Annotated in this window: 26 protein-coding genes; 12 read left to right on the forward strand and 14 right to left on the reverse strand. The window is 66.5% G+C overall.

Annotated features, from left to right (window positions below; genetic code table 11):
• Positions 1 to 186: 186 nt before the first annotated feature.
• From VLK31_RS11345 to VLK31_RS11380, 8 genes are all read right to left on the reverse strand, one after another.
• A complete protein-coding gene (locus tag VLK31_RS11345) occupies positions 187 to 1,086 on the reverse strand; it encodes a transglutaminase N-terminal domain-containing protein (RefSeq protein ID WP_409168494.1) in 900 nt (299 codons plus the stop codon).
• A gap of 190 nt (positions 1,087 to 1,276) precedes the next feature.
• Entirely contained in the window at positions 1,277 to 2,020 is a 744-nt protein-coding gene (locus tag VLK31_RS11350) for a VWA domain-containing protein (RefSeq protein ID WP_409168495.1), read from the reverse strand.
• Positions 2,021 to 2,044: 24 nt separating this feature from the next.
• The gene (locus tag VLK31_RS11355) at positions 2,045 to 2,833 is read right to left on the reverse strand and encodes a hypothetical protein (RefSeq protein ID WP_409168496.1); all 789 of its coding nucleotides are present in this window, start codon (positions 2,831 to 2,833) and stop codon (positions 2,045 to 2,047) included.
• A gap of 339 nt (positions 2,834 to 3,172) precedes the next feature.
• Positions 3,173 to 3,799: a TerD family protein gene (locus VLK31_RS11360; RefSeq protein WP_409168724.1), complete on the reverse strand. Its 627-nt coding sequence runs from the start codon at positions 3,797 to 3,799 to the stop codon at positions 3,173 to 3,175.
• A 67-nt stretch (positions 3,800 to 3,866) separates the two neighbouring features.
• Positions 3,867 to 5,144, reverse strand: coding sequence for a hypothetical protein (locus VLK31_RS11365; RefSeq protein ID WP_409168497.1), 1,278 nt, complete (start codon positions 5,142 to 5,144; stop codon positions 3,867 to 3,869).
• A gap of 19 nt (positions 5,145 to 5,163) precedes the next feature.
• A complete protein-coding gene (locus VLK31_RS11370) occupies positions 5,164 to 5,928 on the reverse strand; it encodes a TerC family protein (RefSeq protein WP_409168498.1) in 765 nt (254 codons plus the stop codon).
• A gap of 337 nt (positions 5,929 to 6,265) precedes the next feature.
• Complete coding sequence (mnmC, locus tag VLK31_RS11375; RefSeq protein ID WP_409168499.1) at positions 6,266 to 8,020, reverse strand: FAD-dependent 5-carboxymethylaminomethyl-2-thiouridine(34) oxidoreductase MnmC; 1,755 nt, start codon at positions 8,018 to 8,020, stop codon at positions 6,266 to 6,268.
• 32 nt (positions 8,021 to 8,052) lie between these two features.
• Entirely contained in the window at positions 8,053 to 8,328 is a 276-nt protein-coding gene (locus tag VLK31_RS11380) for an oxidative damage protection protein (protein WP_093432262.1), read from the reverse strand.
• A 144-nt stretch (positions 8,329 to 8,472) separates the two neighbouring features.
• Between VLK31_RS11380 and VLK31_RS11385 the strand changes: the two genes are divergently transcribed.
• The 11 genes from VLK31_RS11385 to epsC all read left to right on the forward strand — a co-directional run bounded on the left by VLK31_RS11385 (position 8,473) and on the right by epsC (position 18,124).
• Entirely contained in the window at positions 8,473 to 9,537 is a 1,065-nt protein-coding gene (locus VLK31_RS11385; RefSeq protein ID WP_409168500.1) for a sulfate ABC transporter substrate-binding protein, read from the forward strand.
• A gap of 133 nt (positions 9,538 to 9,670) precedes the next feature.
• Entirely contained in the window at positions 9,671 to 10,255 is a 585-nt protein-coding gene (ssuE, locus tag VLK31_RS11390) for an NADPH-dependent FMN reductase (RefSeq protein WP_409168501.1), read from the forward strand.
• Between the two features lie 133 nt (positions 10,256 to 10,388).
• The gene (locus VLK31_RS11395; RefSeq protein WP_409168502.1) at positions 10,389 to 10,526 is read left to right on the forward strand and encodes a hypothetical protein; all 138 of its coding nucleotides are present in this window, start codon (positions 10,389 to 10,391) and stop codon (positions 10,524 to 10,526) included.
• Positions 10,527 to 10,555: 29 nt separating this feature from the next.
• On the forward strand, positions 10,556 to 11,515 hold the full coding sequence (locus VLK31_RS11400; RefSeq protein ID WP_409168503.1) for a sulfonate ABC transporter substrate-binding protein: 960 nt from the start codon (positions 10,556 to 10,558) through the stop codon (positions 11,513 to 11,515).
• Positions 11,515 to 12,684, forward strand: a complete 1,170-nt coding sequence (ssuD, locus tag VLK31_RS11405; protein WP_409168504.1) for an FMNH2-dependent alkanesulfonate monooxygenase — start codon at positions 11,515 to 11,517, stop codon at positions 12,682 to 12,684. The genes VLK31_RS11400 and ssuD overlap by 1 nt, the downstream gene beginning before the upstream one ends.
• Positions 12,685 to 12,693: 9 nt before the next feature.
• The gene (ssuC, locus tag VLK31_RS11410; protein WP_409168505.1) at positions 12,694 to 13,548 is read left to right on the forward strand and encodes an aliphatic sulfonate ABC transporter permease SsuC; all 855 of its coding nucleotides are present in this window, start codon (positions 12,694 to 12,696) and stop codon (positions 13,546 to 13,548) included.
• An 8-nt stretch (positions 13,549 to 13,556) separates the two neighbouring features.
• A complete protein-coding gene (locus tag VLK31_RS11415) occupies positions 13,557 to 14,534 on the forward strand; it encodes an aliphatic sulfonate ABC transporter substrate-binding protein (protein WP_409168506.1) in 978 nt (325 codons plus the stop codon).
• A gap of 3 nt (positions 14,535 to 14,537) precedes the next feature.
• A complete protein-coding gene (locus VLK31_RS11420) occupies positions 14,538 to 15,410 on the forward strand; it encodes an ATP-binding cassette domain-containing protein (RefSeq protein ID WP_409168507.1) in 873 nt (290 codons plus the stop codon).
• A 72-nt stretch (positions 15,411 to 15,482) separates the two neighbouring features.
• The gene (locus VLK31_RS11425) at positions 15,483 to 16,772 is read left to right on the forward strand and encodes an O-acetylhomoserine aminocarboxypropyltransferase/cysteine synthase family protein (protein WP_409168508.1); all 1,290 of its coding nucleotides are present in this window, start codon (positions 15,483 to 15,485) and stop codon (positions 16,770 to 16,772) included.
• Between the two features lie 61 nt (positions 16,773 to 16,833).
• Positions 16,834 to 17,049, forward strand: coding sequence for a molybdopterin-binding protein (locus VLK31_RS11430; protein ID WP_354353221.1), 216 nt, complete (start codon positions 16,834 to 16,836; stop codon positions 17,047 to 17,049).
• A gap of 160 nt (positions 17,050 to 17,209) precedes the next feature.
• Positions 17,210 to 18,124, forward strand: coding sequence for a serine O-acetyltransferase EpsC (gene epsC / locus VLK31_RS11435; RefSeq protein WP_409168509.1), 915 nt, complete (start codon positions 17,210 to 17,212; stop codon positions 18,122 to 18,124).
• A gap of 93 nt (positions 18,125 to 18,217) precedes the next feature.
• Here the strand turns inward: epsC and VLK31_RS11440 are convergent, their stop codons facing one another.
• Together VLK31_RS11440 and VLK31_RS11445 are read right to left on the reverse strand one after the other, a co-directional pair.
• Positions 18,218 to 19,180 carry an alpha/beta hydrolase family protein gene (locus VLK31_RS11440; RefSeq protein ID WP_409168510.1) on the reverse strand — a complete coding sequence of 321 codons (963 nt, stop codon included), beginning with the start codon at positions 19,178 to 19,180 and terminating at the stop codon, positions 18,218 to 18,220.
• On the reverse strand, positions 19,177 to 20,055 hold the full coding sequence (locus VLK31_RS11445) for a GyrI-like domain-containing protein (RefSeq protein ID WP_409168511.1): 879 nt from the start codon (positions 20,053 to 20,055) through the stop codon (positions 19,177 to 19,179). The genes VLK31_RS11440 and VLK31_RS11445 overlap by 4 nt, the downstream gene beginning before the upstream one ends.
• Before the next feature lie 143 nt (positions 20,056 to 20,198).
• Between VLK31_RS11445 and VLK31_RS11450 the strand changes: the two genes are divergently transcribed.
• Positions 20,199 to 21,530: an NAD(P)/FAD-dependent oxidoreductase gene (locus VLK31_RS11450; RefSeq protein ID WP_409168725.1), complete on the forward strand. Its 1,332-nt coding sequence runs from the start codon at positions 20,199 to 20,201 to the stop codon at positions 21,528 to 21,530.
• 16 nt (positions 21,531 to 21,546) lie between these two features.
• Here the strand turns inward: VLK31_RS11450 and yjjJ are convergent, their stop codons facing one another.
• From yjjJ to solA, 4 genes are all read right to left on the reverse strand, one after another.
• Positions 21,547 to 22,872 carry a type II toxin-antitoxin system HipA family toxin YjjJ gene (yjjJ, locus tag VLK31_RS11455; RefSeq protein ID WP_409168512.1) on the reverse strand — a complete coding sequence of 442 codons (1,326 nt, stop codon included), beginning with the start codon at positions 22,870 to 22,872 and terminating at the stop codon, positions 21,547 to 21,549.
• Positions 22,873 to 22,952: 80 nt separating this feature from the next.
• A complete protein-coding gene (locus tag VLK31_RS11460) occupies positions 22,953 to 23,642 on the reverse strand; it encodes an Asp/Glu/hydantoin racemase (protein ID WP_409168726.1) in 690 nt (229 codons plus the stop codon).
• A 5-nt stretch (positions 23,643 to 23,647) separates the two neighbouring features.
• Positions 23,648 to 24,580, reverse strand: coding sequence for a 2-dehydropantoate 2-reductase (gene panE, locus VLK31_RS11465; RefSeq protein WP_409168727.1), 933 nt, complete (start codon positions 24,578 to 24,580; stop codon positions 23,648 to 23,650).
• A gap of 77 nt (positions 24,581 to 24,657) precedes the next feature.
• Positions 24,658 to 25,872: an N-methyl-L-tryptophan oxidase gene (gene solA / locus VLK31_RS11470; protein WP_409168513.1), complete on the reverse strand. Its 1,215-nt coding sequence runs from the start codon at positions 25,870 to 25,872 to the stop codon at positions 24,658 to 24,660.
• Between the last annotated feature and the right edge of the window lie 2 nt (positions 25,873 to 25,874).

Here is a 25,874-nt window from a genome sequence, read left to right on the forward strand (position 1 = left end):
GTTCAGAACGACCGTGCTATTTCACCGAGCCGGCGCCGCAGCGTAGGGGTGATGCGATTTGAGTTGTTGCGGGATTTCCCGCAAGGGCTATCGCCTGCGCGACAGCGATGCTGCTCGCGGGCGCGGCAGATCGAGGGCAGATGGGCAGATGGGCAGATGGGCGGCAGGTCGGTGCCGCGGCGCGCGTCAGTTCTTGCGGCGCGTGACCACCACGGTGGCCTCCAGGCCTTCGTAGGCCTCGGCGTCGCCGTACCAGCTGCCCGAGATGGGCGCGGCCTGTGCGGGGTCGCGCGAAACGCCCACGCGAATGAGCTGGCCGCTGCCCATCAGGTTGTTGGTCGGGTCGAAGGCCAGCCAGCCGACGCCCGGCAGGTAGGCCTGCAGCCATGCGTGCGTGGTGCCGGCGCCGGTCATCGAGTCGCCTTGCGTCTGCGCCGCGTTGTCCAGCGCGGCGTCGTAGATGTAGCCCGACACGAAGCGCGTGGCAATGCCCAGGCGGCGCGTGGCTTCCATCATCAGCAGGGCGTAGTCGCGGCAACTGCCGCTGCCCAGCGCCAGCGTTTGCAGGGGCGTTTGCGTGCCTTCCTCGTCGCGCGCCTTGTACTCCAGGCTCTGGCCAATGTGCGCGTTCATGCGCGTGAGCACCTCGCGCGTGCTGTTGGGCTTGTCGGTGTACAGGAACTGATGGGCCCAGCGAATCAGCGTGCCTTGGCCGTCGTCGTCGTGGTGCGGGCGCAGGTAGTGCTCCAGGTCCAGTCGCTCCTGCACGGTGTAGGCGAAGGGCAGAAACTCCGCGGCGGGGTCGAGCGCCAACTGGTCTTGCTGCGCGGGCACATGCTCGATGGTGAAAGAGCACACGATGCGCAGCTCCATCGCCTCGCCCATGGGCTGCACCAGCGCCACGGAATTGGAGTGCGGGTCTTGAATGAGCCGCGTGAAGGCGTTGGGGCTAACCTGCAGGTCGGTGGCCAGCACGCGCAGGTCGTGGCTGTCGCGCGGGCGGAACATCACGCGGTGCTGGCCGAAGGTGACCGGCTTGTTGTAGCGATAGACGGTGGTATGCAGGATGTCGTACTGGGTGGCCATGCGGTGCATTGTCCCGTGTTCACGTGGCAAGCGGGTCATTGCGGTGGAGATGACGCACGTTTGCATCAAAAATCGCACCTTGCCGCCTTGCCGCCTTGCCGCCTTGCCGCCCGGCCTTGGTCCTGCTGCCCTCGTCCGCGGCGATGCGCCGGTCGCATGGCGCGATGCTGGCGCAGCGCCTCGCGACGGATCATTCCCGGTTGAGCCAGTCCACCAGCTCGCGGTCCAGCAGAAACGCGTTGATCTCTTCGTCCGATTTCCTGACGAACTTGCGCACGTCCGCAATCTTCTTGTAGCCGGTGTTGCCGAACTCATCGCCGATCGATTCGAGAAAGGGGAAGCCGCCGCCGCCATTGGCCACGCCCAGGAACATGAAATACACCTCGTCCTTGCGCGCCTCCGACTGGCGCAGCACCTGCCGCGCGCGCTCCTTGTCGTCGTTGTCGCCGTCGGTAATGAACAGCACCAGCGAGCGCTTTTTCTCTTTCTCGGCGGTTTCCTTCTGCCCGAACATGCGGCCCAGCAGACCCGGCTTTTTGCCGCCCCCGTCGATCCAGCCGAACTCCCTCAGCGCGAGTTCGAGCACGTAGCTGTAGTCCGTGCCACCGTTCCAGCCCGGAACCTTGCGGATGATGTGGTTCGCCACATAGTTCTGATAGTTGGCTTCGTTGAGCGGGCCCACCAGGTGGGCCGACTGCGGTCCGCTGCTGAAGGTGAAGATGTCGATCTTCCGGTCCGGATCGAAGGTCAGGCCCCAGGGCGCAAGGCGCGTCAGCAGGTCGGTGGTCGTGCCGTTGGCGTGTTCGTCCTGAAAGGAGCCGCTGACGTCGAGCACCACGCCAATGTCGAGCACCGGTGTTTTCTGAACGCCAGCCTTTTCCAGCGAAAGCTTCAGGGTCGCCTTGGACTTTTCCAGGTTGAGTTGCAGTGCCATCTTGTTTCTTCTCCCTTTGCGGTTTCAGTTTTTCAAACGATCAATGATCAATTGCAGCTCGTCCCGGGCGACGAAGCGCTGCGTTTCATTCGGCTCACCGGGCTGAACGGCGAGCGTGGCCTGCCCGGCCAGCCAGGTCGGCAAGCCGATGAGCACGCCGTCTTGAATCCGGTCCCTGAGGGCGTCGAGGTGAATCGCCGTCGCCTTGGACCGAAGCTCCTCCTGGCGCGCCAGACCCGCCGTTTTCGTCAGCGAAAGCGCGCGGTCGACCAACACGCAGGCAACCTCCGGGGCGAACTCCTTTCTCTGCGACAGCCACTCGCACGCAAGGCCCGTCGCCATCAGTTCGTCGGCCAGTGCCGCCAGGTCGTCACGAATGGCCATGACATCGTTCATCGGCGCTTCAAGTGCGCTCATGGCCGCGGAAAGCGTCGCCTTCAGCTGGTCGAGTTCGTTGCGATGGACTTCCAGCGCCTTCGGCTTGCCCTTGCGCCACCAAAGACCGCCAATGCCCGTTGCGGGGCCCAGTTCTTCCGAGCACATTTCCAGAATGGCCAGAAGCCGGGACAGATGCTGCGGCGCGCTGCGCAGCACGTCGGCGGATGCGATGTCGAGCAGACGCTGAACCAAAGCGCCATAGCGCTTTTGCGTGGCGAGCCCGATGTTCTGAGCCTGTGACCAACCCAACGACGGCGCCACCACCGTGCCGATGACCGCAGCCGCTGCGTCCAGCGTGTCGCGCCCCTGCAGCGGAAAGGCTCGCTGTAGTTCTTTGATGCCCGCCTTCATGCCAAGGCGCACTTCGCCGCGCATCGGCTTGGGGGCGGAACGTGCCTGACGGGAGGCAAGGGGAGCAGGCTTCGTTCGGGCGATCTGCGCTGTCTGCCCGATCGGCCTGGGCTTCGCGATAGGGGCTGTCTGTGCGATCGGGGCTGTCTGTGCGCCGACGGGCATGAGTCTGGGGACCTGCCCAACAGCTTGCGGCGCAGAGACCGTGGCGGTCGCTGAGTTGGTTGGGGTCGTTGTGATCGCAGGCTTGCCGTCGCCAAAAGTCCGCGGCTTTCGCCCCGAGCCCAACTCGGCTGGCCGGGGTTTTTCCGCAGCGTCGTTCGATCGATTCACGGTTCGACGGCGGGGATGCCGGCAAGGCGATCAGGAAAAGTTTTCGAGAACGGCATTGAAGTCACCGTTGAAGCCGACGGCGGTCTGCACAAACTCGGCCTTGCCGCTCTGATCAATCATGACCGAGCCCATTTGCACGCCGACGAAGCTGCCGAATTGCGACGACAGATTGGCGCGCAGCAGTTCCTTGCCGGTCGAGTTGAGGATGACCACTTCGGCGTTCTGCACGCCGGCGAACGTCTGCCCCACGTTCTGCGGATGCACCATGGCAACGAGCGGAATTTCGACGTTGCCGCCAACTGGCCGGTGGAGCTTGGCCGGGTCGACCCGAATCCATTCGTCCACGCCGTCCAGTGTGCCGTTGGTGGCGTCGGAGCTGTGCACCAGCGCTTTGTTCAAGATCTCGAACGTGCCGTCGACAGCCCGGTTCAGCACACCGACGGACTGGCCATCGATGTTGCGCTTCACGTTGTAGGTCGACAGCACTTGCTCGATGTCGGTCACCTTGGGCTGCTCGGTTGCCGTGCCAAAGCAAGCCAGCGCATGCAGATCGAGGTCGACGCTTCCATCCCACTGGAGCTGCACGGTGAAGACTTCGTCCTTTGCCAGGTTGAGCGAGAGCTTGGCTCCCTTCTCGCCGGGCTTCGTGAGGTTCATGGTCAAAGATGGCATTTTTCTCTTTCGGTTTTGAAGTGGGAGGGGGAGCGTGGAAGGGTTGGAACGGTCAGCTCTTGAAGGGCCGGTCCGGACGGATGACCGCGCCCAGCGTGGTGAGGTCCGCGCGGGCTTGTGCCAGCGTGGCGCGTGCCTGTGCAAACTTGGCGGTGTTGTCGGCGCGCGCCTTTTCGACGATCTCGACAAGCTCGCCGATGTTCTGGGTGGCCGCCTTGATCTGCTGGGCCTGTGCCAACCGGTTGTCGCCCGGCGCGTGGGCCGCGCTGCCCACCACCTGTTTGCTCAGGCGATCGCGAACGCGGGAAAGGTTCAGATCGAGGTCGGCGCCTTGCTGCGCCGTGCGCTGGAGGCTCTGAACCTGCATGGCGGCGTGCAGTGTCAGCAGCGCCATCTTGATGCTCGCGAACCGTCCCGCGGTGGTCGTCGTGACCTCCTGCACCGTTTGGATTGCGGCCGCCTGGATCTGCCGGATCACCAGTTGCTCGGCGGGCAATTTCGTGAACACGCCTTCGACGGCCAGTGCCCGGCTTTCGAGGGCCTGCACCTTGTCCTGCGCCTCTTGCAGGGTGATTTGGCCGCCAAGTGCCCGATGCGTGCCCTGTGCGCCATTTGATTGTTCGGCCGCAATTTCGGCCAATTCCTGGCGCGCCTTGGCAAGCAGCGTTGCAAGAAAGACGGTGGCTGATGCCAATTCGAAGAATCGAAGCCGGTAATTTTCTTTCAGGCGCTCGAGGTTTTTTGCCTCGTCAATGGCCTTGGCTCTTTCCGCCTCGACCTGTTTTTCCATTGTTTCAATGACCGCACTGAGTTTGCGCGCCTTGCCCGCCACCAGCATGCGCAGATTCTCGAAAGCGGCTGAGCGCGCTGCAGTCAGCTTTCGGGGACTCAATGCGCCCAGCAGCCGATTCAGCAGGCCGATATCTCCCTGAATGATCTTGTCGGCAAGGCCGTCGAGGTTCTCGGCCCGAATTGCCGTGTCGAGCGACGCCACCAGACGAAAAACTGCTGGTGATTCGCTTTGATCTATTCGATCGAGAAAAGCCCCGAGCGACTTGTGCAGCGCCGTCTCGCATTCGGCGCCGAGTGCCGATATATCGGTGAGCGTGAGTGTTCTTATGCTCACGCTCTTTACCTGCGCAATGATGGCGCTCGACTGCTCCGACGCAAGAAGCGTGGAGTTGAGATCGGGTGGAATTACCACCTTCTCATTCCATATGTCAGGGGTAAGCGCGATCGCAATATTGGTTGCAGATGGCGCAACAATTGTGCCCAATTCGCTTGAATTCGAATTGCCCGGCGTCAACGAGCCCATGGTGCGCGGATTCATTGGGAAATAAGCCCGCTGTTTAATTGTTTGCAGACCCGCGGATGCCCTTGATCACGGACACCGTGAACAGAACGAGCGCGAAACCTGCCGCCTTGATACCGATATGCACCCAGGTTCCGTGCGCCTCGGCGGCGTGAACCAGGGAGGAGAGCAGGGGCTCGGACAGAATCATTTCGGCGCCCACCCAACCGAGCATGCCGGCACCCGCCCAGATGATGGCCGGGAACCTGTCCATGAGCTTCATGATTCCCTGCGCGCCAAACACGATGACCGGAACACTCAAGGCAATGCCCGCAATGGCGTATGCGGTGGAATGTGCGCCGGCGGACTGGGCGGCGCCAACAACAGCCAGCACGTTGTCCAGGCTCATCATGAAATCGGCGATGAGGATCGTTTTTACCGCTGCAAATATCGTGGTGGGATTGCCGGTGAGATGAGCACCGTTTTCATTGTCCAGCAGCAGTTTGATGCCGATATAGATCAAATAGATGCCGGCAATGGCTTTGATGGCAATCACGCCGAAAAGAAGTCCTGCAAATACCAGCAGGATGGCGCGAAGACCGACTGCGCCCGCAGTGCCGAGAAAGATGGCCTTTGTTCGCAAGGCCATTGGCAGGCCGGCGCACGCCAATGCAATGACCACCGCATTGTCTACGCCCAGCATGATGTCGATGGCGACGATTTTTGCAATCGCGTTCCACTCGATGGTTCTAAAAAATTCAAAAAACTCGGCCATGGCAATATTCCAAAAACAATAATCGGCCGCCGCAGCGGTGCGCGCCAAATTTTCGGCAATTGGTTTGTGTCAGAAAAGCACTGCGATCAGCATTCCATGGAAGACTGACGCTTGGGGTAGGCGGGATTTTGGATGCCAACGACGGGGTACATCGCGCGAAAATTCCAATTTATTCACACATTTCGATGAATAGTTCGACCCGGTCTTTCGATTTTTTCGCCGAGATTATTTATAAATTAGAACTATTGAAAATTTCGAACAATAAAGAGAAACGGCTCCACTCGCTCAATTGTCAATTGAGTTGTAAATTCCTCCGAATTGCAAAATCAGAATGCCGCTTCTGCACGTCGTTGGGCTCGCCCGGCGTGAAGAAAATCCCCTGGGCTCAGCGGCCCGGTCGAAGGCGCTGCGTACCTACAGCCTTTGCCAGCGCAGCCGGCAACGCGAGGGGCTCGCCATGCCATTGCGCGGCCAGCAGTTCGGCACACAGCGCGGCAAAGCTCAACCCGCGCGAGCCCAGCGCGGTGCAGGCCCACAGACCTGGCGCATCGCCATCGAGCGGCCCGACCAGCGGCCGCCGGTCACCCGAGGCGCAGCGGATGCCCACCCAGGTGTCGACCTGCGCGTGCGCCAGAGCGCGGGCCGCGCCGGGGTGCAGCCGCGCCAGGCGGTCGCGGTTGGCGTCGCTGTCCGCGGCGGTGGGCGACAGGTTGGTGCTGTCGCGGTCGAAGGTGGCGCCGGCCAGCCAGATGGGCGGAGCTTCGCCATGCGGCACATGAGCGATCAGATGGCCGTCGCCGTTGATGGGCGTGGCGGGCAAGTCAATGCCGTCGCGCATTCGGCCCCATGCGACCTGGCCTCGCACCGGCTGCAGCGGCAGCGTCGGTGCGAAGTCGCCTGATTCGAAACCTGCGCAGACGACCACGCGGTCCGCCTCGGCCAGCAACTCGCCAGACGGACCGAACAGCTGCCAGCCGCCATCGGCATGCGCCATGCGCGCCACGCGGCAGCCGCCACGGAACGCGATGCCGGGCTGGCGCAGCCATGCGGCAATCAACTGGTGCGGGCGCACCCATGCCGCGCGTGCGTGCCACAAGGCGGGTGCATCGGCGGGCAGGCCCGCATCGCCCCGTTGCGCCGCAGTCGCCGGCCACGATTCATTGGGGCCGCTGTCCGTCCAGCCGGGGGGCACGCGCGTGTCGCCATCGGGCCGGCGCTCCAGCACGCCGCTGGCGCGCCAGTCGCGGCCTTCTTCGAGCAGCCGCGTCAGCTCGGACCACGTGGCGCGAATGCCCGCGCGCGTGAGCCGCGACAGCAGCGCGTCGTCGGGCGACACATGCGGCGCCAGCATGCCCACGGGCAGGCCGGACGCGCCCGCAGCCGGCTGGTCGGCGCCGTCGAGCACCGTCACCTGCCAGCCGCGCCGCGCCAGGCTTGCCGCTACAGCCGCGCCCGCCAGGCCGGCGCCCAGCACCGCGCAACGGCCCGGCGTGTCGATGCGCTCGGGGGCCGGCTCGCGGCGGCGGACCGTCCAGGCGGGCGCGAACACGCCGCGCAGGTGGTCGCCGCCGTCATCGAGCGTGAAGCCGAACTGCCTGAGCGCGTCGCGCACCGGTTCGGCCGTGCTTCCGCTGACCATGGCCGTGCCTTGGCGTGCAAAGCGCGACACGGCCTTGAGCGTCTCCGGCGACCACAAAGCCGGGTCGTCCTGCGGGCCGGGGCCGGGGTCGGTCAGGAAGATGCTGTCCGCCTCGAAGCGCTGCGCGCGCAGCATCGCCTGCGTATCGCCGACGCACAGGGTGAGCAGCACACGGCCGTCGTCGAACGCGAGCCGGTGAAAGCCGGGCAGCAGCCCGTGCCACTGCGCGATCAGCTCCGCGGCAAGGGACGCCAGTTCAGGCTGCGCCTGCGCCGCGCGCAGCAACGCCGCGGCCGAGACCGGGCGCGCGTCGATCGAGACGAAGTGCAGCATGCGCGGCCGCTCCGGGTCGGAGCGCCATGCGTGCCACGTTGTCAGGAAATGAAGACCCAGGCCGAAGCTGGTTTCGAGAATCAGCCATTGCGGCTGTCCGGCCCAGGCCTGGGGAAGTCCGCAGCCGCTCAGGAACTCGGGGCGCGATTGCGCCGGTTCGGCGGCCACGGCAGGGGAAATGAGAGCAGCGAGAAGGCCGCTCAGGCCGCTGGCGGCGGCACGTAGCCCTGGGCCACGTCGGCGCCTTCGCCGAAGAAGTGCTTTTCCATCTGGCGGGCCAGGTACTGGCGGGCGCGCAGGTCGGCCAGGTTCAGGCGGTTTTCATTGACCAGCATGGTCTGTTGCTTGAGCCAGGCGGCCCAGGCTTCCTTGCTGACGTTTTCCCACAGGCGCTTGCCCAGATCGCCTGGGTAGGGCGGGAAGTCGAGCCCTTCGGCCTCTTTGCCGAGCTTGATGCACTGAATCATGCGTGCCATATCGATTGCCTTTGAACGGGAAGTGGGGAAAGCGGTTGCTTAGTTGATTTAGCTATTTAGAACTGAGAACTTGGTCGTTCCAGTTTCTATATGCCGTATTGAGAATACACAGCTTCATCGATATGCCTTTTTGAGCAAGACACCATGAGCATTCGCCGCGACTTTATCAAGCTTTCCCTGGGTGCCGGCGTGGCCGGTGCTTTGGCCCTGTCGGCGTTGCCGACGTTCTCGCAGGCGCCCGCTGCCCCTGCTGCTGCCGCCACGAAGGGCCCCGTGACGCTGCTCAACGTGTCCTACGACCCGACCCGCGAGCTCTACGTGGACTACAACCAGGCCTTCGCCAGGTACTGGAAGGCCAAGACCGGGCAAGAAGTGACGGTGAAGCAGTCGCACGGCGGCTCGGGCAAGCAGGCCCGCTCGATCATCGACGGCATCGATTCCGACGTGGCCACGCTGGCCCTGGGCGGCGACATCGATGCGCTGGTCACGCATGGCGGCCTGGTCAAGGCCGACTGGCAAAAGCGCCTGCCGCACAACTCGGCCCCCTACACCTCGACCATCGTGTTCCTGGTGAAAAAGGGCAACCCCAAGGGCCTGAAGGACTGGGACGACCTCACCAAGCCCGGCGTGCAGGTGATCACCCCCAACCCCAAGACCTCGGGCGGCGCCCGCTGGAACTACCTGGCGGCGTGGGAATTTGCCAAGCGCAAGTACGGCAGCGACGCCAAGGCCAAGGAATACATCGGCAACCTGTTCAAGAACGTGCCCGTGCTCGACACCGGCGCGCGCGGCGCCACCATCACCTTCGTGCAGCGCGGCGTGGGCGACGTGCTGCTGGCCTGGGAAAACGAAGCCTTCCTGGCGCTGAAGGAATTCGGCCCCGAGAAGTTCGAGATCGTGGTGCCGTCCATCTCCATCCTGGCCGAGCCCAGCGTGGCGGTGGTCGACAAGGTGGTCGACAAGAAGGGCACGCGCGCCGTGGCCGAGGAATACCTGAAGTACCTGTATTCCGACGAAGGCCAGGACATTGCCGGGCGCAACTTCTACCGCCCCACGTCCGACAAGGCCAAGGCCAAGTATGACAAGCAGTTTCCCAAGCTGACGCTTGTCACCATCGACCAGGCGTTCGGCGGCTGGGCCAAGGCCGACAAGGAGCATTTCGCCGATGGCGGCTCCTTCGACCAGATCTACACCAACAAGCAAAAGTAACTGGCTCGCCCCCAGGCTGCGCGCACTGCATGTCGCTGCTCCAACCCCCTGCCGGGGGCGGGCCGGCCGCTTCGGGCGGCCGTGCGCGGCGGCCCCCTCGCCAATTCGTGCTTTTTTTGAACTGAGGTTTTCTGTGTCCGTTCTCCTGATTGCCGGCAGCCCCTCCGCACCGTCGCGTTCCACCGCCTTGCTCGAAGCCGTCGGCGAGCGGCTGGCGCGGCGCGATGCGCGCATCGAACGGCTTTTCATTCGTGAGCTGCCCGCGCAGGCGCTGCTGCTGGCCGACTGGAACCATCCGGCCATCGTGAGCGCCATTGCCAAGGTGGCCGAGGCCCGCGCGATCGTGGTGGCCACTCCCGTCTACAAGGCGGCCTACAGCGGCGTGCTCAAGGTGTTTCTGGACCTGCTCGCGCAGGATGCGCTCAAGGGCAAGACGGTGCTGCCATTGGCCACCGGCGGCAGCCCGCACCACATGCTGGCGCTCGACTACGCGCTGCGGCCCGTGCTGCAGTCGCTGTCGGCGCGGCACATCCTGCCGGGCGTGTACGCCAGCGATTCGCAGATCACGCTGACGCCCGAGAAGGCCTACCTGGTGCACCCCGACCTGGCCGAGCGGCTGAACGAGGCGGCCGAGGTGCTGGCCACCGAAGGGCTGAAGCTGCCCGCGTCGCACGGCTTCGAGTCGGTGCCGTTCTCTCGCGTGCGATGTAGCGTGTAGAGCGCGCGGGCCCGTCACGGGGCCGGCGTTTCAACGCCTCTTTTTCTCCTTCCCGCCTTCTTTTGAAAACCGCCTGTCGCGCGGTGCGGGGAGCGCTTTTGCCTGAAGTTTCCGCAGACCAAGGAATTCCCGCATGAACCCCGTCGCCACCGAAGACTCCGTGCTCGACACCGTGCCGCGCTCCATGTTGCACGCGCTCGGCGACCTGGCCGTGAGCGCCATCGTGGTCAGCGCCATTGCGCTGATCGTCAGCTTCATTGCCGCCGCCTGAGCGCGGCGCACACCTAGCGAGCCTTTGCCATGACCTCACCCATTTCCACTCCTCGCCGCCGCCTGATTCAGGGCGTGGCCGCCGCCGTGGCGCTGCCTTCGTTCGCAGCGCTGGCACAGGCACCCGCGCGCCAGTTGCGCATCGGCAATCAGAAGGGCTACCTCACGCTGCTCAAGGGCCGCGGCACGCTTGAAAAGCGCCTGGCCCCGCTCGGCGCCAGCGTGAAGTGGACCGAATTCACGGCCGGCCCGGTGCAGCTGGAAGCACTGAACGTCGGCTCCATCGACTTCGGCGACGTGGGCGAGGCACCGCCCATCTTTGCGCAGGCCGCCGGTGCGCCGCTGGCCTACGTGGGCGCGACCGTGCAGCGCCCGCGCTCGGAGGCGGTGCTGGTGCCCAAGGGCTCGGCCATCAAGACCGTGGCCGACCTCAGGGGCAAGAAGATTGCGCTCAACAAGGGCTCCAACGTTCACTACTTCATCGTCAAGCTGTTCGAAAAGCACGGCCTGCCGTACAGCGAGCTGAACCTGGTGTACCTGCCGCCGGCCGATGCACGCGCCGCCTTCGAGAAGGGCTCGGTCGATGCCTGGGTCATCTGGGACCCGTTTTTGGCCGCGGCCGAGAACACGCTGGGCGCACGCGTGCTGGCCGACGCCACCGGCGTGGTGGGCAACCGCGCCTATTACTTCTCGTCGCTCGACTACGTGGCAAAGAACGCCGATGTGCTGGCCATCGCCATCGACGAGCTCGCAAAGATCGACGTCTGGGGCGAGGCCAACAAGGACGCGCTGGCGGGCGAGCTGGCCACGCTCTGGGGCCTGCCCAAGCCGGTGGCGGAGCTGTCGGTCAACCGCGGCGCCTATGGTACCGCGCCCATCACCAAGGCCATATTGGCCGAGCAACAGCAAATTGCCGACACCTTCTTCGCGCTGAAGCTGATCCCCAAGAAGATCAACGTGCTCGAAGCCGCCGGCGCAGGGGTGGCGTGATGCAGATCTTCTGGTTTCTTCCCACGCACGGCGACAGCCGCTACCTGGGCACGAGCGAAGGCGCGCGCCCCGTCGACCTGGCCTACCTGCAGCAGATTGCCGGCGCGGCCGACAACCTGGGCTACGAAGGCGTGCTCATTCCCACGGGCCGCTCGTGCGAAGACCCATGGGTGATTGCGTCCAGCCTCATCGGCTCGACGAAGAACCTCAAATTTTTGGTGGCGGTGCGCCCCGGTCTGCACCAGCCCAGCCTGGCCGCGCGCATGGCCGCCACCTTCGACCGGCTCTCCGGCGGGCGCCTGCTGGTGAACCTGGTGACCGGCGGTGACCAGTCGGAGCTGGAAGGCGACGGCGTGTACCTCGACCATGCCTCGCGCTACGAGCAGTCGGCCGAGTTCATCCGCATCTGGCGCGAGATCATCGCGCGCAGCCATGACGGCCAGGCCTTCGACTACGACGGCAAGCACCTGAGCGTGAAGGGCGCCAAGCTTTTGTACCCGTCGGTGCAAAAGCCGTATCCGCCCGTGTGGTTCGGCGGCTCGTCGGCGCCGGCGCACGAGCTGGCCGCCGAGCAGGTCGACGCGTACCTCACCTGGGGCGAGCCGCCCGCTGAAGTGGCCAAGAAAATTGCCGACGTGCGCGCACGGGCTGACCGCAAGGGCCGCAAGGTCGAGTTCGGCATTCGCCTGCATGTGATCGTGCGCGAGACCGAAGACGCGGCCTGGAAGGCTGCCGAAGAACTCATCAGCCGCGTGGACGACGACACCGTCATTCGTGCCCAGACCGCCTTTGCGCGCATGGACTCCGAAGGCCAGCGCCGCATGGCCGCGCTGCATGCGGGCGGGGCCAAGCGTTCGCGTGCCGACCTGGAGATTTCGCCGAACCTGTGGGCCGGCGTGGGCCTGGTGCGTGGCGGTGCGGGCACCGCGCTGGTGGGCGACGCCAAGACCGTGGCCGCGCGCATCGAGGAATACGCCGCGCTGGGCCTGGACAAGTTCATCTTGTCGGGCTACCCGCACCTGGAAGAGGCCTACCGCTTTGCGGAGCTGGTGTTTCCGCTGCTCTCGCGCAAGGCCAGGGCCCGACTGGCGGGCGGCTCGCTGAGCGGTCCGTTCGGCGAGGTCGTCGCCAACCTCGATGCGCCCTCGCGCCTCGTGTCCCAAAGCTAAAGGACCCCCATGACTGAACAGGTTCAGGAACTGCAGGCCGTGACGCCGCTGACACCCACCGAGAGCGCTGGCAAGGTGCTCAAGAGCTTCGGCATCAACGTTGCCAAGCGGCTGGTGCCGTGGCTGGTGCCGGTCGGGCTCATCGTGTTCTGGCAGATCGCCTCGTCGCTGGGTTGGCTCAGCACGCGCGTGCTGCCGGCGCCGGTCGACGTGGTCAAGGCCGCATGGACGCTCACCGCCTCCGGCGAGCTGTGGACGCACGTGAAGGTGAGCGCGGGCCGCGCATTGGCGGGGCTGGCCATCGGCGGTGGGGCAGGGCTGTTGCTGGGCCTGCTCACGGGCTCGGTCAAGTTTGCCGAGACGCTGCTCGACTCCACCATTCAGATGGTGCGCAACATTCCGGCGCTGGCGCTCATTCCGCTGGTCATTCTGTGGTTCGGCATCGACGAGTCGGCCAAGCTCTTCTTGATTTCGGTGTCGGTGTTCTTTCCGATTTACCTGAACACCTTTCACGGCATTCGCAACGTCGATCCGCAGCTCATCGAAATGGGCCGCACCTACGGGCTGTCGCGCTGGCAGCTGTACCGCGAAGTCATCCTGCCGGGCGCGCTGTCTTCCATTCTGGTGGGCCTGCGCTTCTCGCTGGGGCTGATGTGGGTGATCCTGATCGTGGCCGAGACCATCTCGGCGCAGGCCGGCATCGGCTACCTGACGATGAACGCCCGCGAATTTCTGCAGACCGACATCGTGCTGGTGGGCATCCTGCTGTACGCGCTGCTCGGCAAGCTGGCCGACCTGTTTGCACGCGGCCTGGAGCAATGGTGGCTGCGCTGGCACCCGGGCTACCAGAAGAAGGCGAACTGAGGTCCGACATGACGCATTCCAAAGTTTCCCGTCGCACGGTCATTGCCACGCTGGGCGCGCTCGGCGCCACGGCAGCCTTTGCGCAAGGCACCCCCACGCGGCCCGCGACCGTGCGGCTCGGGTACCAGAAGTCGTCCACGCTGGTGGCGCTGTTGAAGGTGCAGGGCACGCTCGAGAAGCAGCTTGCGCCGCTCCACGTGAGCGTGAGCTGGCACGAGTTCACCAGCGGCCTGCCGCTGCTGGAGGCGCTGAACCTGGACAACCTCGACATCAGCGCCGACGTGGCCGACACCGTTCCGGTGTTCGCGCAGGCTGCCGGTGCCGACCTGACCTTCATTGCGCAGGAAGCGCCCTCGCCCGCCGCGCAGGCCATCGTGGTGCGCGAAGACTCGCCGCTGAAGACCGTGGCCGACCTCAAGGGCAAGAAGGTCGGTTTTGCCAAGGCGGCCGGCGCGCACTACCTGCTGATTGCCGCGCTGGCGAAGGCCGGCCTGTCGTTCAAGGACATCACGCCCGCGTACCTCACGCCCGCAGACGGCCGCGCCGCCTTCGAGAAGGGCGCCATCGATGCATGGGTGGTGTGGGACCCGTTCCTGGCCGCCGCCCAGCGTCAACCGGGCCAGTCGAAGGTGCGCGTGCTGGCCGACGGCGCGGGCATTGCGTCTTACCAGCGCTACTACCTGGCGAGCACCCCATTCGCCAACGCGCGGCCCGACGTGCTGCGCGTGTTCTACGCCGAGCTTGAAAAGACCGGCAAGTGGGTCAAGCAGAACCCGAAGGACGCGGCCGCGCTGCTCTCGCCCGTGTGGGGCCTGGACGCCGCCACCATCGAGCAGGCCAACGCCCGCCGCAGCTACGCGGTGCGCCCGGTGGTGCCCGAGTTGCTCGTCGAGCAGCAGCGCATTGCCGATGCCTTCTTCGCCGAGCGGCTGCTGCCCCGAAAAATCGATGCGCTGAATGTGGCGCTGTTCAAGCCTGGAGCCTGAGTCATGAGTGCTGTTCTGAAAGACATCCAACACGGGGCCTCACAGGCCTCACAGGCCTCAAAGGCCTCAGAGGCTTCCCAGGCCATCGCCGGTGGCGTGCGCCTGGAGGCCCGCGGCCTGCACAAGCGCTACGGCGCACGCGAGGTGCTGCGCAACACGCGCCTGACCATCGAGCCGGGCCAGTTCATCGCCATCGTGGGGCGCAGCGGCTGCGGCAAGAGCACGCTGCTGCGGCTCATCGCGGGGCTGGAAGAGGCCAGCGACGGCGGCCTGTACACCGACGGCCGCGCCGTGCACGGCCTGCACGAAGACACCCGCATCATGTTTCAGGAGGCGCGCCTTCTGCCCTGGCGCCGCGTGCTCGACAACGTGACGCTGGGCCTGCCCAACGACGCCAAGGCGCGCGGCAAGGAAGTGCTTGCGCAGGTCGGCCTGGCCGACCGCGAGAACGAATGGCCGGCGCGCCTGTCGGGCGGGCAGCGCCAGCGCGTGGCCCTGGCGCGCGCGCTGGTGCACCACCCGCGTCTGCTGCTGCTCGACGAGCCGCTGGGCGCGCTGGATGCGCTCACCCGCATCGAGATGCACCGGCTCATCGAGAACCTGTGGCAGCGCCACCGCTTCACCGCGCTGCTGGTGACGCACGACGTGCAAGAGGCCGTGGCGCTGGCGGACCGCGTGATCCTGATCGAAGACGGGCGCATCGCGCTGGACGAAAACATCGCGCTGGCCCGGCCGCGCTCGCAGGGCGACCCGGCCTTTGCGGCCATCGAGAAACGCATCCTGGACCGGGTGCTGCAAAAGCCAGAAGACGCGGAAACCAGTGCCGACGCCAACTGGCTGCGTACCCCCGCGCACGAATTGCGCTGGGCCATCTGATCTTTTCTTCGTTCCTTTTTCTTCCTCTTTCTCTTCCTCTTCCTCTTCCTCTTCCCAACAAAGGCAGCCTCTATGTCGCAGAACTGGAAATTCGAAACCCTGTCGGTGCACGCCGGCTATTCCCCCGAGCCCACCACGCGCGCCGTGGCGCCGCCCATCTACCAGACGGTGGCCTATGCCTTCGACAGCGCCCAGCACGCCGCCGACCTGTTCGACCTGAAGGTGCCGGGCAACATCTACACCCGCATCAACAACCCGACGCAGGACGTGCTGGAGCAGCGCGTGGCCGCGCTCGAAGGCGGCATTGCCGCGCTGGCGCTGGCCTCGGGCCAGGCGGCCGTGACCTATGCGATCCAGACCATCGCGGAAGCCGGTGACAACATCATCAGCAGCACCGCGCTGTATGGCGGCACCTACAACCTGTTCGCCCACACGCTGCCGCAGTTCGGTATCACCACGCGCTTTGCGGACCACCGCGACCCAAGCAGCTTCGAGAAGCTGTTCGACGACAAGACCAAGGCGGTGTTCGTGGAGTCGCTGGGCAATCCGGCCGGCAACGTGACCGACATTGCGGCCATTGCCGACATTGCCCACCGCCACGGCGTGCCGCTGATCGTCGACAACACGGTGCCGTCGCCGTACCTGAGCCGGCCCATCGAACACGGCGCCGACATCGTGGTGCATTCGCTCACCAAGTACCTGGGCGGGCATGGCACCAGCATTGGCGGCGCCATCGTCGACTCGGGCAAGTTTCCGTGGGCCGAGCACAAGGAGCGTTTCAAGCGCCTGAACGAGCCCGACGTGAGCTACCACGGCGTGGTCTACACCGAGGCACTGGGCCCGGCCGCCTACATCGGCCGTGCGCGCGTGGTGCCGCTGCGCAACATGGGCGCAGCCATTTCGCCGTTCAACGCCTTTTTGATTCTGCAGGGCATCGAGACGCTGGCGCTGCGCATGGACCGCATCAGCAGCAACGCGCTGGCCGTGGCGCGGCACCTGAAGAAGAGCAAGGCCGTGAACTGGGTGAACTACGCCGCGCTCGAAGACCACCCCGACCACGCGCTGGCGCAGAAGTATTTCGGCGGGCGTTCGAGCGGCGTGCTGACCTTCGGCATTGGCGCAGGGCGCGCGGGCGGCGCGCAGTTTCTCGACGCGCTGAAGCTCTTCACGCGCCTGGTGAACATCGGCGACGTGCGCTCGCTGGCCACGCACCCGGCCTCGACCACGCACCGCCAGCTGTCGCCCGAAGAGCTGGCCAAGGCCGGCGTGACCGAAGACACGGTGCGCCTGTCGGTGGGCATCGAGCACATCGACGACCTGATCGCCGACCTCGACCAGGCGCTGGCAGCGGCCTCCAACTGACCCCCCCTCGTGATCCGTGCTTTTTTTGAATTCCCTCCCTCCCTTTGAAAGAGAAACCACCATGTCCATTCAAGCCATCAACGTGCGCAACCAGTTCAAGGGCAAAGTCCGCGAGATCATTCGCGGCGATGTCGTCTCCGAAGTCGATGTCGAAACGGCCTGGGGCATCGTCACGTCGGTCATCACCACGCGTTCGATCGACGACCTGCAACTGAAGGTCGGCTCCGACGTGGTTGCGCTGGTGAAGTCCACCGAGGTGTCGATCGCCAAGCTCTGACGGGGCTTTTGGCTGGCGAAAAACCCGGCGCCGTATCGGCGCCGGGTTTTTCATGGGCCGTCCTTGCAGTTACGGGTCCTTCCGCTACGCTCCCATGGCGTCGGCGGCGTTTTGCCGCCTTGCAGCAACGATCCCATCACATTCAGGGGAGTACACATCCATGGCCCACTTTGAGGTAGGCGACATCGTGCGGGCGCTGCACGGCGTGCGCAACGAGTGGCGCGACGCCCAGCGCCGCTCGCGGGAGCCCGGCACGCGCGAGTTTCCGTCGCGCGATGCGCTTGCACAGGTCATCGAGTCGTTGAAGGGCGCGCTCTTTCCGATGCGGCTCGGCCCGCCCGACTTGCGACACGAGAGCGAGGACTTCTACGTCGGCTACACGCTGGATGCCGCCCTGCAGGCGCTGCTGGCGCAGGCGCGGCTCGAGCTCCACTACAACGCCCGCCACGAGCCGCGACCGGACAGCGAGATCGACGGCGTGGCCGACGGGGCCGTGCGCGCGTTTGCGAACACGCTGCCCGACCTGCGCAGGCTGCTGGACAGCGACGTGCTCGCGGCCTACCAGGGCGACCCCGCCGCGCGCAGCGTGGACGAGGTGCTGCTGTGCTACCCGGGCGTGCTCGCGATGATTCATCACCGCCTGGCGCACGAGCTCTACAAGCTCGGCCTGCCGCTGCTGGCGCGCATCGTGGCCGAACTGGCGCACGCGCAGACCGGCATCGACATTCACCCCGGCGCGCGCATCGACGCGGGCTTCTTTATCGACCATGGCACGGGGGTCGTGATCGGCGAGACGGCGGTCATCGGCAAGCGGGTGCGGCTGTACCAGGCCGTGACGCTTGGCGCCAAGCGCTTCCCGACCGACACCGAGGGCAACCTGCAGAAGGGCCTGCCGCGCCATCCGGTGGTGAAAGACGATGTGGTGATCTACGCCGGTGCCACGATCCTCGGCCGTGTGACGCTGGGCAAGGGCGCGGTCATCGGGGGCAACGTGTGGATCACCGACGACGTGCCCGCGGGCGCGAGCGTCACGCAGGCCAGCCTGCAGAACGCACCGAAGGGCGGCGGCGCTTGAAGGAATTCGTCGAAGCTTTCGGTGCGGTGGTGCGCCCGCTGCGGCAGCTGCTCGAGGGCAAAGGCTGGTCGCAGGCCGTCGCCTGTCGCGCCTCTACTTCGATAGCTGCCGCTGGAAGAAGGCAACCACCTCGGCGTTGAAGCCGGCGTGAAAGGCCACGCGGTCGAAGCCCGGGCCGTCGCGGCAGATGTCGGGGAGCGCGCTGGCCATGGCGGGCGGGCAGGGCGCCAGAAAGGCGAAGTGCGCGGCCCCGGCGGCCTCATGCCAGTCCGGTGGCACGGGCAGGTCGCGGCGCAGGGCGGCGACGCTGCCTGGCGTCACGCCGTCGCCGCCTAACTCCGAAGCCCAGAGCTGCAGCGGCACCGTTACCTGGCGCAATCCGCTGGCGTCGAAGAGGCTCAAGGCATCGACGATGACGGCGGCCTTGATGCGCGGGTCGCGTGCCGGCGGCGCAGGCAGTTCGCCGCGTCGCATCTCGCCGCACAGCGGTATCCGCGACGCCGGCAGGCACAGGTCCTTGCGCAGCGTGAAGTCGGGGACCGCGCCAACGGCCACCAGCCCGGTGTAGCCGCCGCGCGAGAAACCGAACAGGCCGACGCGCGCGGCATCGAGCTTCGCGTGCGCGCGCCACGTGCCCAACATGTAGTCGACCAGCCGCTTCATGTCCACGGGCCGCGTCGCAAAAGCCGACAGGTGGCCTTGCCGGCTCAGGTCCTGAAAGTTGTCGCCCGGGTGGCTGATGGCCGCGACCACGAAGCCCGCGTCGGCCAGCGCGGCGGCCGTGTCGTGGTGCCCGAGCGATGAGCCGCCGGTGCCGTGCGAGATCACGACCAGCGGCAAGGCGTTGCCGGCCACCGGGCAGTCGCGCGTGCCGGCGATGACCAGCGGATCGAGCGCGATCTGGCCGGCGGGCGACGCGCAAGGCGTCCACACCGCGCCACGCAGCGCGGGGCCATCGGCACTTGCCGGCACTTCGATGAAGCTGAAGCCTGCGGCCTGGGCAACGGCGGTTGAAAGACACAGCAGGGCAGTGCAGAGAAGGCGGGCAAGGGTCATGGCGGGGTGGCGGTACGGATGGGAATGAGCAGCTCGGTGCGCAGCTCGGCCTGGGTGGCGGTGCGCGGCGAGTTGAGGTAGTGCTCCAGCGTGGGCCGGTCGTCCGGCTCCCAGCCGCTGGCGGGCAGCCAGCGGGCATACAGGGCGTTGACGGCAGCGTTGATGCGGCTGTACGGGCCCGCCAGGCAGTGCAGGGCGTAGCGGCCCGCGGGGAGCTCCAGCGTTTCGATGTCGCTGTCGATGTCGATGCCGCGGTGGCCGTCGGCGTGGGCTGGCCAGGGGTGCGGCGAGGCGGCCGCGGCGTAGTACCTGAAGTGCTGCGCATCGTCCGGGTCGCCGAAGGAGGCGCCCAGCCACTGCGTCACGCTGTCGGCGCCCGGGTGCAGGTGCAGGCGGCGCTGGGTGTGGGGAATGGTCGACAGCGGCCCGTGGTGGCGCAGCGCGTGCACCCGTTGCGCCGGGCGCTCGACGATCCGCACGGTCGGTGCATCTGCCGATTCATTCGCCGATGCATTTGCCGTCAGGTGCATCTGCTGCTGGAACGCGCGCGGCGACTGGCCCGTGAACTGCCCGAAGGCGCGCGTGAAGGCCTGCGGGCTGTCGTAGCCCACGGCCATGGCCACCTGCGTGACGCTCTGGCCGCCGGCCTCCAGCAGACGGGTGGCCAGCGCCAGGCGCACGCGCCGCACCGTGGCTGCCACGGTTTCGCCCGCAATGCTGCTGTAGACGCGGTGAAAGTGAAACGGCGAGAAGTGCGCCACGCGCGCCAGGTCTTCCAGCCGGTGCTCGGCCATCGGGTCGGCCACAATGGCGGCCACCACGCGGGCCACGCGCTCCCTGTAGCTCTGTTCGGCGCGGTGCGGGTTCGGTGTCATGGGCGCAGTGTGCCGCCGGGCCGTGCGCCACGCTTAGCCGCTCTTGCTGTTTTGCCTTGCCACCACGTGGCAGGCTATGCTTATCAACTGTTAACCACGAGGCTTGCCATCGCATGTCCCTGTCTTCCGCTGCTACTACCGCCATGCCCCCGGTGACTGACGAATCCTGCGACGTGCTGGTCGTTGGCGGCGGCCCCGCCGGTTCTACCATTGCCGCGCTGCTGGCCGAGCAAGGCCGCAAGGTGGTGCTGCTCGAAAAGGCGCACCACCCGCGCTTTCACATCGGCGAATCGCTGCTGCCGGGCAATGTCGAGCTGTTCGAGAAGCTTGGCGTGCGCGACCAGGTCGAGAAGATCGGCATGCCCAAGTTCGGCATCGAGTTCGTCTCGCCCCAGCATGAGCACCGCAGCTATGTGGAATTTTCCGAGGGCCTGAACAAGTCGCTCGACTCCGCCTGGCAGGTGCGCCGCTCCGACCTCGACGAGATTTTGTTTCGCAACGCGGCCACCCGCGGCGCGCAGACCATCGAAGGCTGCAAGGTGCGCGACGTGGCCTTCGATGCCACCGGCGCCACGGTGCAGGCCGAGATGGACGATGGCGCCAAGCGCAGCTGGCGCGCCCGCTTCGTGATCGACGCCACCGGCCGCGACACCCTGCTGGCCAACAAATTCCGTTGCAAGGAAAAGAACCCCGACCACAACAGCACCGCGCTGTTCGGCCACTTCACGAACGCCGAGCGGCTGGAGGGCAAGAAGGAAGGGAACATCAGCATCTGCTGGTTCCCGCACGGCTGGTTCTGGTTCATTCCGCTGGCCGACGGCACCACCAGCATCGGCGCGGTCTGCTGGCCGTACTACCTGAAGACGCGCGACAAGCCGCTGAAAGAGTTCTTCTACGACACCATCGCGCTGTGCCCGGTGCTGGTGGAGCGCCTGAAAAACGCCACGCTGGTCGACGACGCGGTGCATGCCACGGGCAACTTCTCGTACTCCAGCACGCACGCCACCGGCGAGCGCTACCTGATGCTGGGCGACGCCTTCACCTTCATCGACCCGATGTTTTCCTCGGGCGTGTACCTGGCCATGACCAGCGCCTTTGACGGCGCCAAGCTGGTGGCCACGGCGCTCGACCAGCCGGCTGCGCTGCCCGCGGCGCGCAAGGGCTTCGAAGTGATGACGCGCAAGGGCCCGCGCGAGTACTCGTGGTTCATCTACCGCGCGACCAACCCGACCATCCGCGACATGTTCATGCACCCGGGCAACCCGTTTCGCGTGAAGGAAGGTCTGATGTCGCTGCTGGCCGGCGACATCTACAGCGGCAAGCCGATGTGGCGGGCGCTGGGGATGTTCAAGTTTCTGTACTACGTGATCTCGGTCACGCACGTGCGCCGCAGCTGGGAAGGCTGGAAGAAGCACCGCTTCAACGTCCGCGACATGGGGGTGTTGAAGGGGGAGACGGTGCTGAAGTCGGACTGAAAGAAGCAGGGGCCGCTCAGCCGGCCCCGGCCTCGCCGGTGAACTGCGCGTTCGCACGCGCAATGGCCCGAAACGCCGCAGTGATGCGCGTGTCCGCCGCCACGGCGCGCCAGAACACGGTGGCCAACTGGCGCGCGGCCGGCCATTCCTCCAGTGTCTCCACGGTCGGTGCCATGCCGCCGGCGGCCAGGTCGCGCGGCGGCAATTCACCGTTGGTGGCGGCATAGAGCGTCGGCAGCACGTCGTAGGCGGGCGACAGCCGCCAGGCGCCGTTGTCGATGAGCAGCGAAATGTTGCCGTAGTGCCGGTCGGTGTTGCCGATGAGCCGGCCAAAGGCTTCGAGAAAGCGCAGCCGCCCGGCGTCGTCCGCGCGCAGCAGCCCGCGCGAGGCCATGCGGTTGGCGGTGGCGGCCCAGTTGTCGATCTTGCCGATGTGCTGTGCGTCGTAGGCCATCAAGGACACCATGCCGATACGGCCCCGCGCCGTGCGGTCGAAGCGCTCGACCTCCAGGAACACGCGGCCCGCTTCGACGAACACGCGCGTGGTGGCCGCGGCAACGCCGGCCTCCTGCAGCGTGCGCAGCGCCAGGTGCTCGCACACGAGCAGGTCGCGCGAGCGCTTGTCCGCCGGCGACGTGCCGGCCGATGAGAACTTGACGATCACTTGCCGCGCGTTTCGCACGGTGCAGAACTTGGGCTGTTCACCCCCGGCCGAGGAGCCTGGCAAGGTGCCCTGCATGGCGCTGTCCGCCATGGCGGGGTAGTCGTCGGCGGTCACGGGCGGTGCGGGCCGTTCGGCAATGGCTTGAAAGCGGCGAAACGACTCCCCGCCGACGACCAGATTGCCCGGCAGGTCTTCACCGCAGCGCGTCAGCGCCTGAAGCACGTCGTCGTCGGTCCAGTGCTCGGGGTTGGCGGGCAGGCCGAGCTCAGGGTGGCCGTGCGCGAAGGCGCGGCCGATGAACCCCTGGGGGCGCATGTCCGACAGGAACCAGGGCAGCCCGTCGTGCAGCGCGCTGGGGCCTTGCTGTTCGTCCATCCAGCAGCGGCCGTCCTGCAGCGGCACGATGCGGCCGAACGGGGAGACGGTGCCGCTTTCATCGACCTTGATGACAGGCACATCGGCCCCGACCCGCTCCACATGCCGGGGCGCGACATACATCTGCGAGCGCGCAGCGCCGACCTTCAGGATGTCCGCATTGCGCAGCAGCGGCGCCAGCGTGCGCGACACGGTCGGCTGGCTCACGCCCAGCCTTGCCTGAATGTCAGCGCTGGAGGCGGCGCCCTGCGACCGGATCAAGGCCAGGGCGGTCTGCGTGAGCGAGGCGGAAGAGGTCGCCATTGAATACCAAAGTGAATAGATAAATTATTCTATTCCTCATTGGAGAATTGGCAAAAATGAATGAATTGGTGAATAGATACTCAATGTGAGTGCTCGAGCATTCGAACCGCAAACCGTACGCCTGGCGCGGGGCTGCTGAGCACCTCGATGCCCAGGTCTGTCAGCGCATCTGCAACGGGCGCCATCGAGGCCTGTGCCAGCACGATGACATCGGCCGCACCGGTTGCACTGGCCACACCGGCCACACTAGCTTTAGCGCGAATGCCTTGGGCCAGGGTCTCGATGTAGCCCGCGGTGTCGCCGCGCTGAAAGTGGGGCCATGCTTGTTCGATCAGCAACTGGCGCGGCTGCACCTCCACGCCCGCGTTCTGCGCCGCCGAAAGAATCAGAGCTGTGGTCGGTGCCAGCGTGCTTTCCACCGCCGCCACGATCAGCACGCGCGGCCCGGTGCGCACCGCGCGGTCGGCCATGGCGCGGTCGATGCGCAGGGCCTCGAAGGCGTCGCCCGTGGCAGTGCGTTCAGCGATGGCGCCGATGGTGGAGCAGGTGCACACCACCACGCGGGCACCGCTGGAGGCCGCGTCGTGCATGGCCTGGTGCACGCGTGCGACCAGTGCGGCGTCGTCGAGCCCGAGCACGCGCGCATCGGCCAGCAGTGCTTCGTGCACCACATGCCGCACGCGCAGGCCGGGCGCCATCTCTTGCACCAGCCGCTCGAAAGTCGGCACATGCACCTGCGCCGTGTGAACGAACGCCAGCGCGTCGGGCATGGCGTTCAAGCCGCCGTGCGGGCGCGTTGGGCTTCGTAGGCCTTCAGGTGCACGTAGGCGGTACGTAGCACCGTGGGCACCGTCGATGCGGCAGGTGCCGCGCGGCCCAGCAGGTCGCCCACGATGTGGTCGGCCTCGACCGCCGCGCCGCGCACGATGTCCTTGTACATCGACGCGGTCATCGGCGAGCCGGCCGCCGTCATGATGGCCCGGCCGCGCTGCACGGCCGCCGGGCGCGGCGCAAAGCCGTTGTGCGTGGCAATGGCGCAGCACTCGTCGAAGATCGACAGCGCCACGTCCTGCCCGCCTGCTGCCACGATGTCGCCGATGGACGCGCGCATCAGGCTCGTGAGGCCCGCCGCCGAGGCGATGAAGACCCACTTTTCCCACATGTCCTGCGTGATGTTCTCGCTGGCCGTGGCGTCGAACTTCGCTCCCGCGAACTGAGCCGCGATGTCGTCCACCCGTGCCGATCGGCCGCCGGCGCGTTCGCCGTAGCTCAGGCCGTGCATGTCGTTCAGGTGCAGCACGCGGCCGTCGTCGTCGAGCGTGGCGGAAATCATGCAAAGGCCGCCCAGCACGCGCTGCGCGCCGAAGCGCTCTGCCAGCCGGTCGATGTGGCCCATGCCGTTGAGCAGCGGCAGGATCACGGTGTTGGGCCCGACGGCGGGTGCGAACGAGTCCATGGTCGCGTCGAGGTCGTAGGCCTTGCTGCCGACCACGACCACGTCGTACGGCCCGTCGATGCCGTCGGCCAGCACTTGCCTGGGGGCGGGCAGCTGCAGGTTGCCGAACGGGCTTTGCACCACCAGGCCGGTCTTGGCGAGCTGTGCCGCGCGGCGCGGGCGCAGCAGAAAGGTGACGTCGCGCCCCGCCTCCAGCAGACGCCCGCCGAAGTAACCACCGAGTGCGCCGGCACCCACCACCAGAAATTTCATCGCTTTCATCGCCTTCGCTGCTCCTGAGTCGGAAAAAAGATCGGTCGCGATGATGCGCCCGATCGCGCGACGCTGCTTCAGCCCGGCGCTTTCTCCAGCAGCCGCCGCCGGGCAAAGGGCGACAGGTCGAGCGCGCTTTTGCGGCCCAGCACATGGTCTGCAATGGCGTCCCCCAGCCCGGCCGAGTGCTTGAAGCCGTGGCCCGAGCAGGCAGAGGCGATCAGCACGTTGGGCAGGCCGTCGAGCGAGTCGATCACAAAGCGGTTGTCGGGCGTCACGGTGTACATGCAGGCACGCGCTTTCAGAACACGCCCGCCGATCTGCGGAAAGCGCCCGGCCACGCGCTCGCGGTACATGGCGGCGCTTTCCTCGGGGCTCACGGTGCGCTCCAGCGTGTCGGGCGTGGTGGCGTGCGTGTACTGCTCGGTCGCCACCTTGAGCGCGGGCTGTGTGGGGTCGGACGACGGAAAGCCGTACATGTAGTCTTCTTCGCCGTCGCCGTACAGCCAGATGAAGATGGGGAAGCGCTCAGGCGCGAAGTCGGCGGCGGCGCTGCCGGTGTCGAACCAGTGCATCACCTGGCGGTGCACCGAGAAATGGGCCTGCCAGTCGCTGCGCGCCTGCTGCCCCAGAAACTCGGGCAGCCACGCGCCGGCCGCCACCACCACCTGGTCGGCGGTGAAGCTGGCGGTGTCGGTGTGCACGCGCACGGTGTCGCCGTTGCCCACCGGCTCGACCGCACGCACACGCTCGCCGGTGCGCGTTTGCGCGCCCGTGGCGCGGGCCACGGCCAGCTGCGCGCCAATGGCGTCTTCGGGCCGCACGAAGCCGGCGTCGCGCTCGTGGTAGCCGATTTCGTCGCCCTGCAAACGGAACTGCGGAAAGCGCTGGTGAATGCCGGCGGCGTCGAGCACTTCATGCGCAATGCCGAAGCGCTCGGCGCAGGCGATGGTGCCGCGCACAAAGTCGGTCTTGCCGTGGTGCGCCGCGGCGCCGTCGCGCGGGCCCAGCACCAGGCCGCCGGTGGTGGTCATCAGCGGCTTGCCGGTGCGCGCCTCCAGCTCGCGCCAGATGGCGTGCGAGCGCTGCACGAAGGGCGCGTATTCATTGCCCTCGCCAATGGCCAGCCGCGTGATGCGCGAGTCGCCGTGCGAGGAGCCCAGGTCGTGCGGCGGCGCGAACTGGTCGATGCCCAGCACCCGCGCGCCGCGTTGCGAGAGCTGGTAGAGCGTGGCGGCGCCAAGGGCGCCCAGGCCGACGACGATGACGTCGAAGTGATTGGAGGATGTCACTT

This window comes from Variovorax sp. H27-G14, from assembly GCF_046156345.1.
Lineage (GTDB): Bacteria > Pseudomonadota > Gammaproteobacteria > Burkholderiales > Burkholderiaceae_C > Variovorax.

Bases quoted from the DNA above. Each gene is read 5' to 3' on its own strand.
- VLK31_RS11345 (WP_409168494.1), bottom strand. From the start codon at position 1,086: ATGGCCACCCAGTACGACATCCTGCATACCACCGTCTATCGCTACAAC.
- VLK31_RS11350 (WP_409168495.1), bottom strand. From the start codon at position 2,020: ATGGCACTGCAACTCAACCTGGAAAAGTCCAAGGCGACCCTGAAGCTT.
- VLK31_RS11355 (WP_409168496.1), bottom strand. From the start codon at position 2,833: ATGCGCGGCGAAGTGCGCCTTGGCATGAAGGCGGGCATCAAAGAACTA.
- VLK31_RS11360 (WP_409168724.1), bottom strand. From the start codon at position 3,799: ATGAACCTCACGAAGCCCGGCGAGAAGGGAGCCAAGCTCTCGCTCAAC.
- VLK31_RS11365 (WP_409168497.1), bottom strand. From the start codon at position 5,144: ATGAATCCGCGCACCATGGGCTCGTTGACGCCGGGCAATTCGAATTCA.
- VLK31_RS11380 (WP_093432262.1), bottom strand. From the start codon at position 8,328: ATGGCACGCATGATTCAGTGCATCAAGCTCGGCAAAGAGGCCGAAGGG.
- VLK31_RS11385 (WP_409168500.1), top strand. From the start codon at position 8,473: ATGAGCATTCGCCGCGACTTTATCAAGCTTTCCCTGGGTGCCGGCGTG.
- VLK31_RS11395 (WP_409168502.1), top strand. From the start codon at position 10,389: ATGAACCCCGTCGCCACCGAAGACTCCGTGCTCGACACCGTGCCGCGC.
- VLK31_RS11400 (WP_409168503.1), top strand. From the start codon at position 10,556: ATGACCTCACCCATTTCCACTCCTCGCCGCCGCCTGATTCAGGGCGTG.
- ssuD (WP_409168504.1), top strand. From the start codon at position 11,515: ATGCAGATCTTCTGGTTTCTTCCCACGCACGGCGACAGCCGCTACCTG.
- ssuC (WP_409168505.1), top strand. From the start codon at position 12,694: ATGACTGAACAGGTTCAGGAACTGCAGGCCGTGACGCCGCTGACACCC.
- VLK31_RS11415 (WP_409168506.1), top strand. From the start codon at position 13,557: ATGACGCATTCCAAAGTTTCCCGTCGCACGGTCATTGCCACGCTGGGC.
- VLK31_RS11420 (WP_409168507.1), top strand. From the start codon at position 14,538: ATGAGTGCTGTTCTGAAAGACATCCAACACGGGGCCTCACAGGCCTCA.
- VLK31_RS11425 (WP_409168508.1), top strand. From the start codon at position 15,483: ATGTCGCAGAACTGGAAATTCGAAACCCTGTCGGTGCACGCCGGCTAT.
- VLK31_RS11430 (WP_354353221.1), top strand. From the start codon at position 16,834: ATGTCCATTCAAGCCATCAACGTGCGCAACCAGTTCAAGGGCAAAGTC.
- epsC (WP_409168509.1), top strand. From the start codon at position 17,210: ATGGCCCACTTTGAGGTAGGCGACATCGTGCGGGCGCTGCACGGCGTG.
- VLK31_RS11440 (WP_409168510.1), bottom strand. From the start codon at position 19,180: ATGACCCTTGCCCGCCTTCTCTGCACTGCCCTGCTGTGTCTTTCAACC.
- VLK31_RS11445 (WP_409168511.1), bottom strand. From the start codon at position 20,055: ATGACACCGAACCCGCACCGCGCCGAACAGAGCTACAGGGAGCGCGTG.
- VLK31_RS11450 (WP_409168725.1), top strand. From the start codon at position 20,199: ATGCCCCCGGTGACTGACGAATCCTGCGACGTGCTGGTCGTTGGCGGC.
- yjjJ (WP_409168512.1), bottom strand. From the start codon at position 22,872: ATGGCGACCTCTTCCGCCTCGCTCACGCAGACCGCCCTGGCCTTGATC.
- VLK31_RS11460 (WP_409168726.1), bottom strand. From the start codon at position 23,642: ATGCCCGACGCGCTGGCGTTCGTTCACACGGCGCAGGTGCATGTGCCG.
- panE (WP_409168727.1), bottom strand. From the start codon at position 24,580: ATGAAATTTCTGGTGGTGGGTGCCGGCGCACTCGGTGGTTACTTCGGC.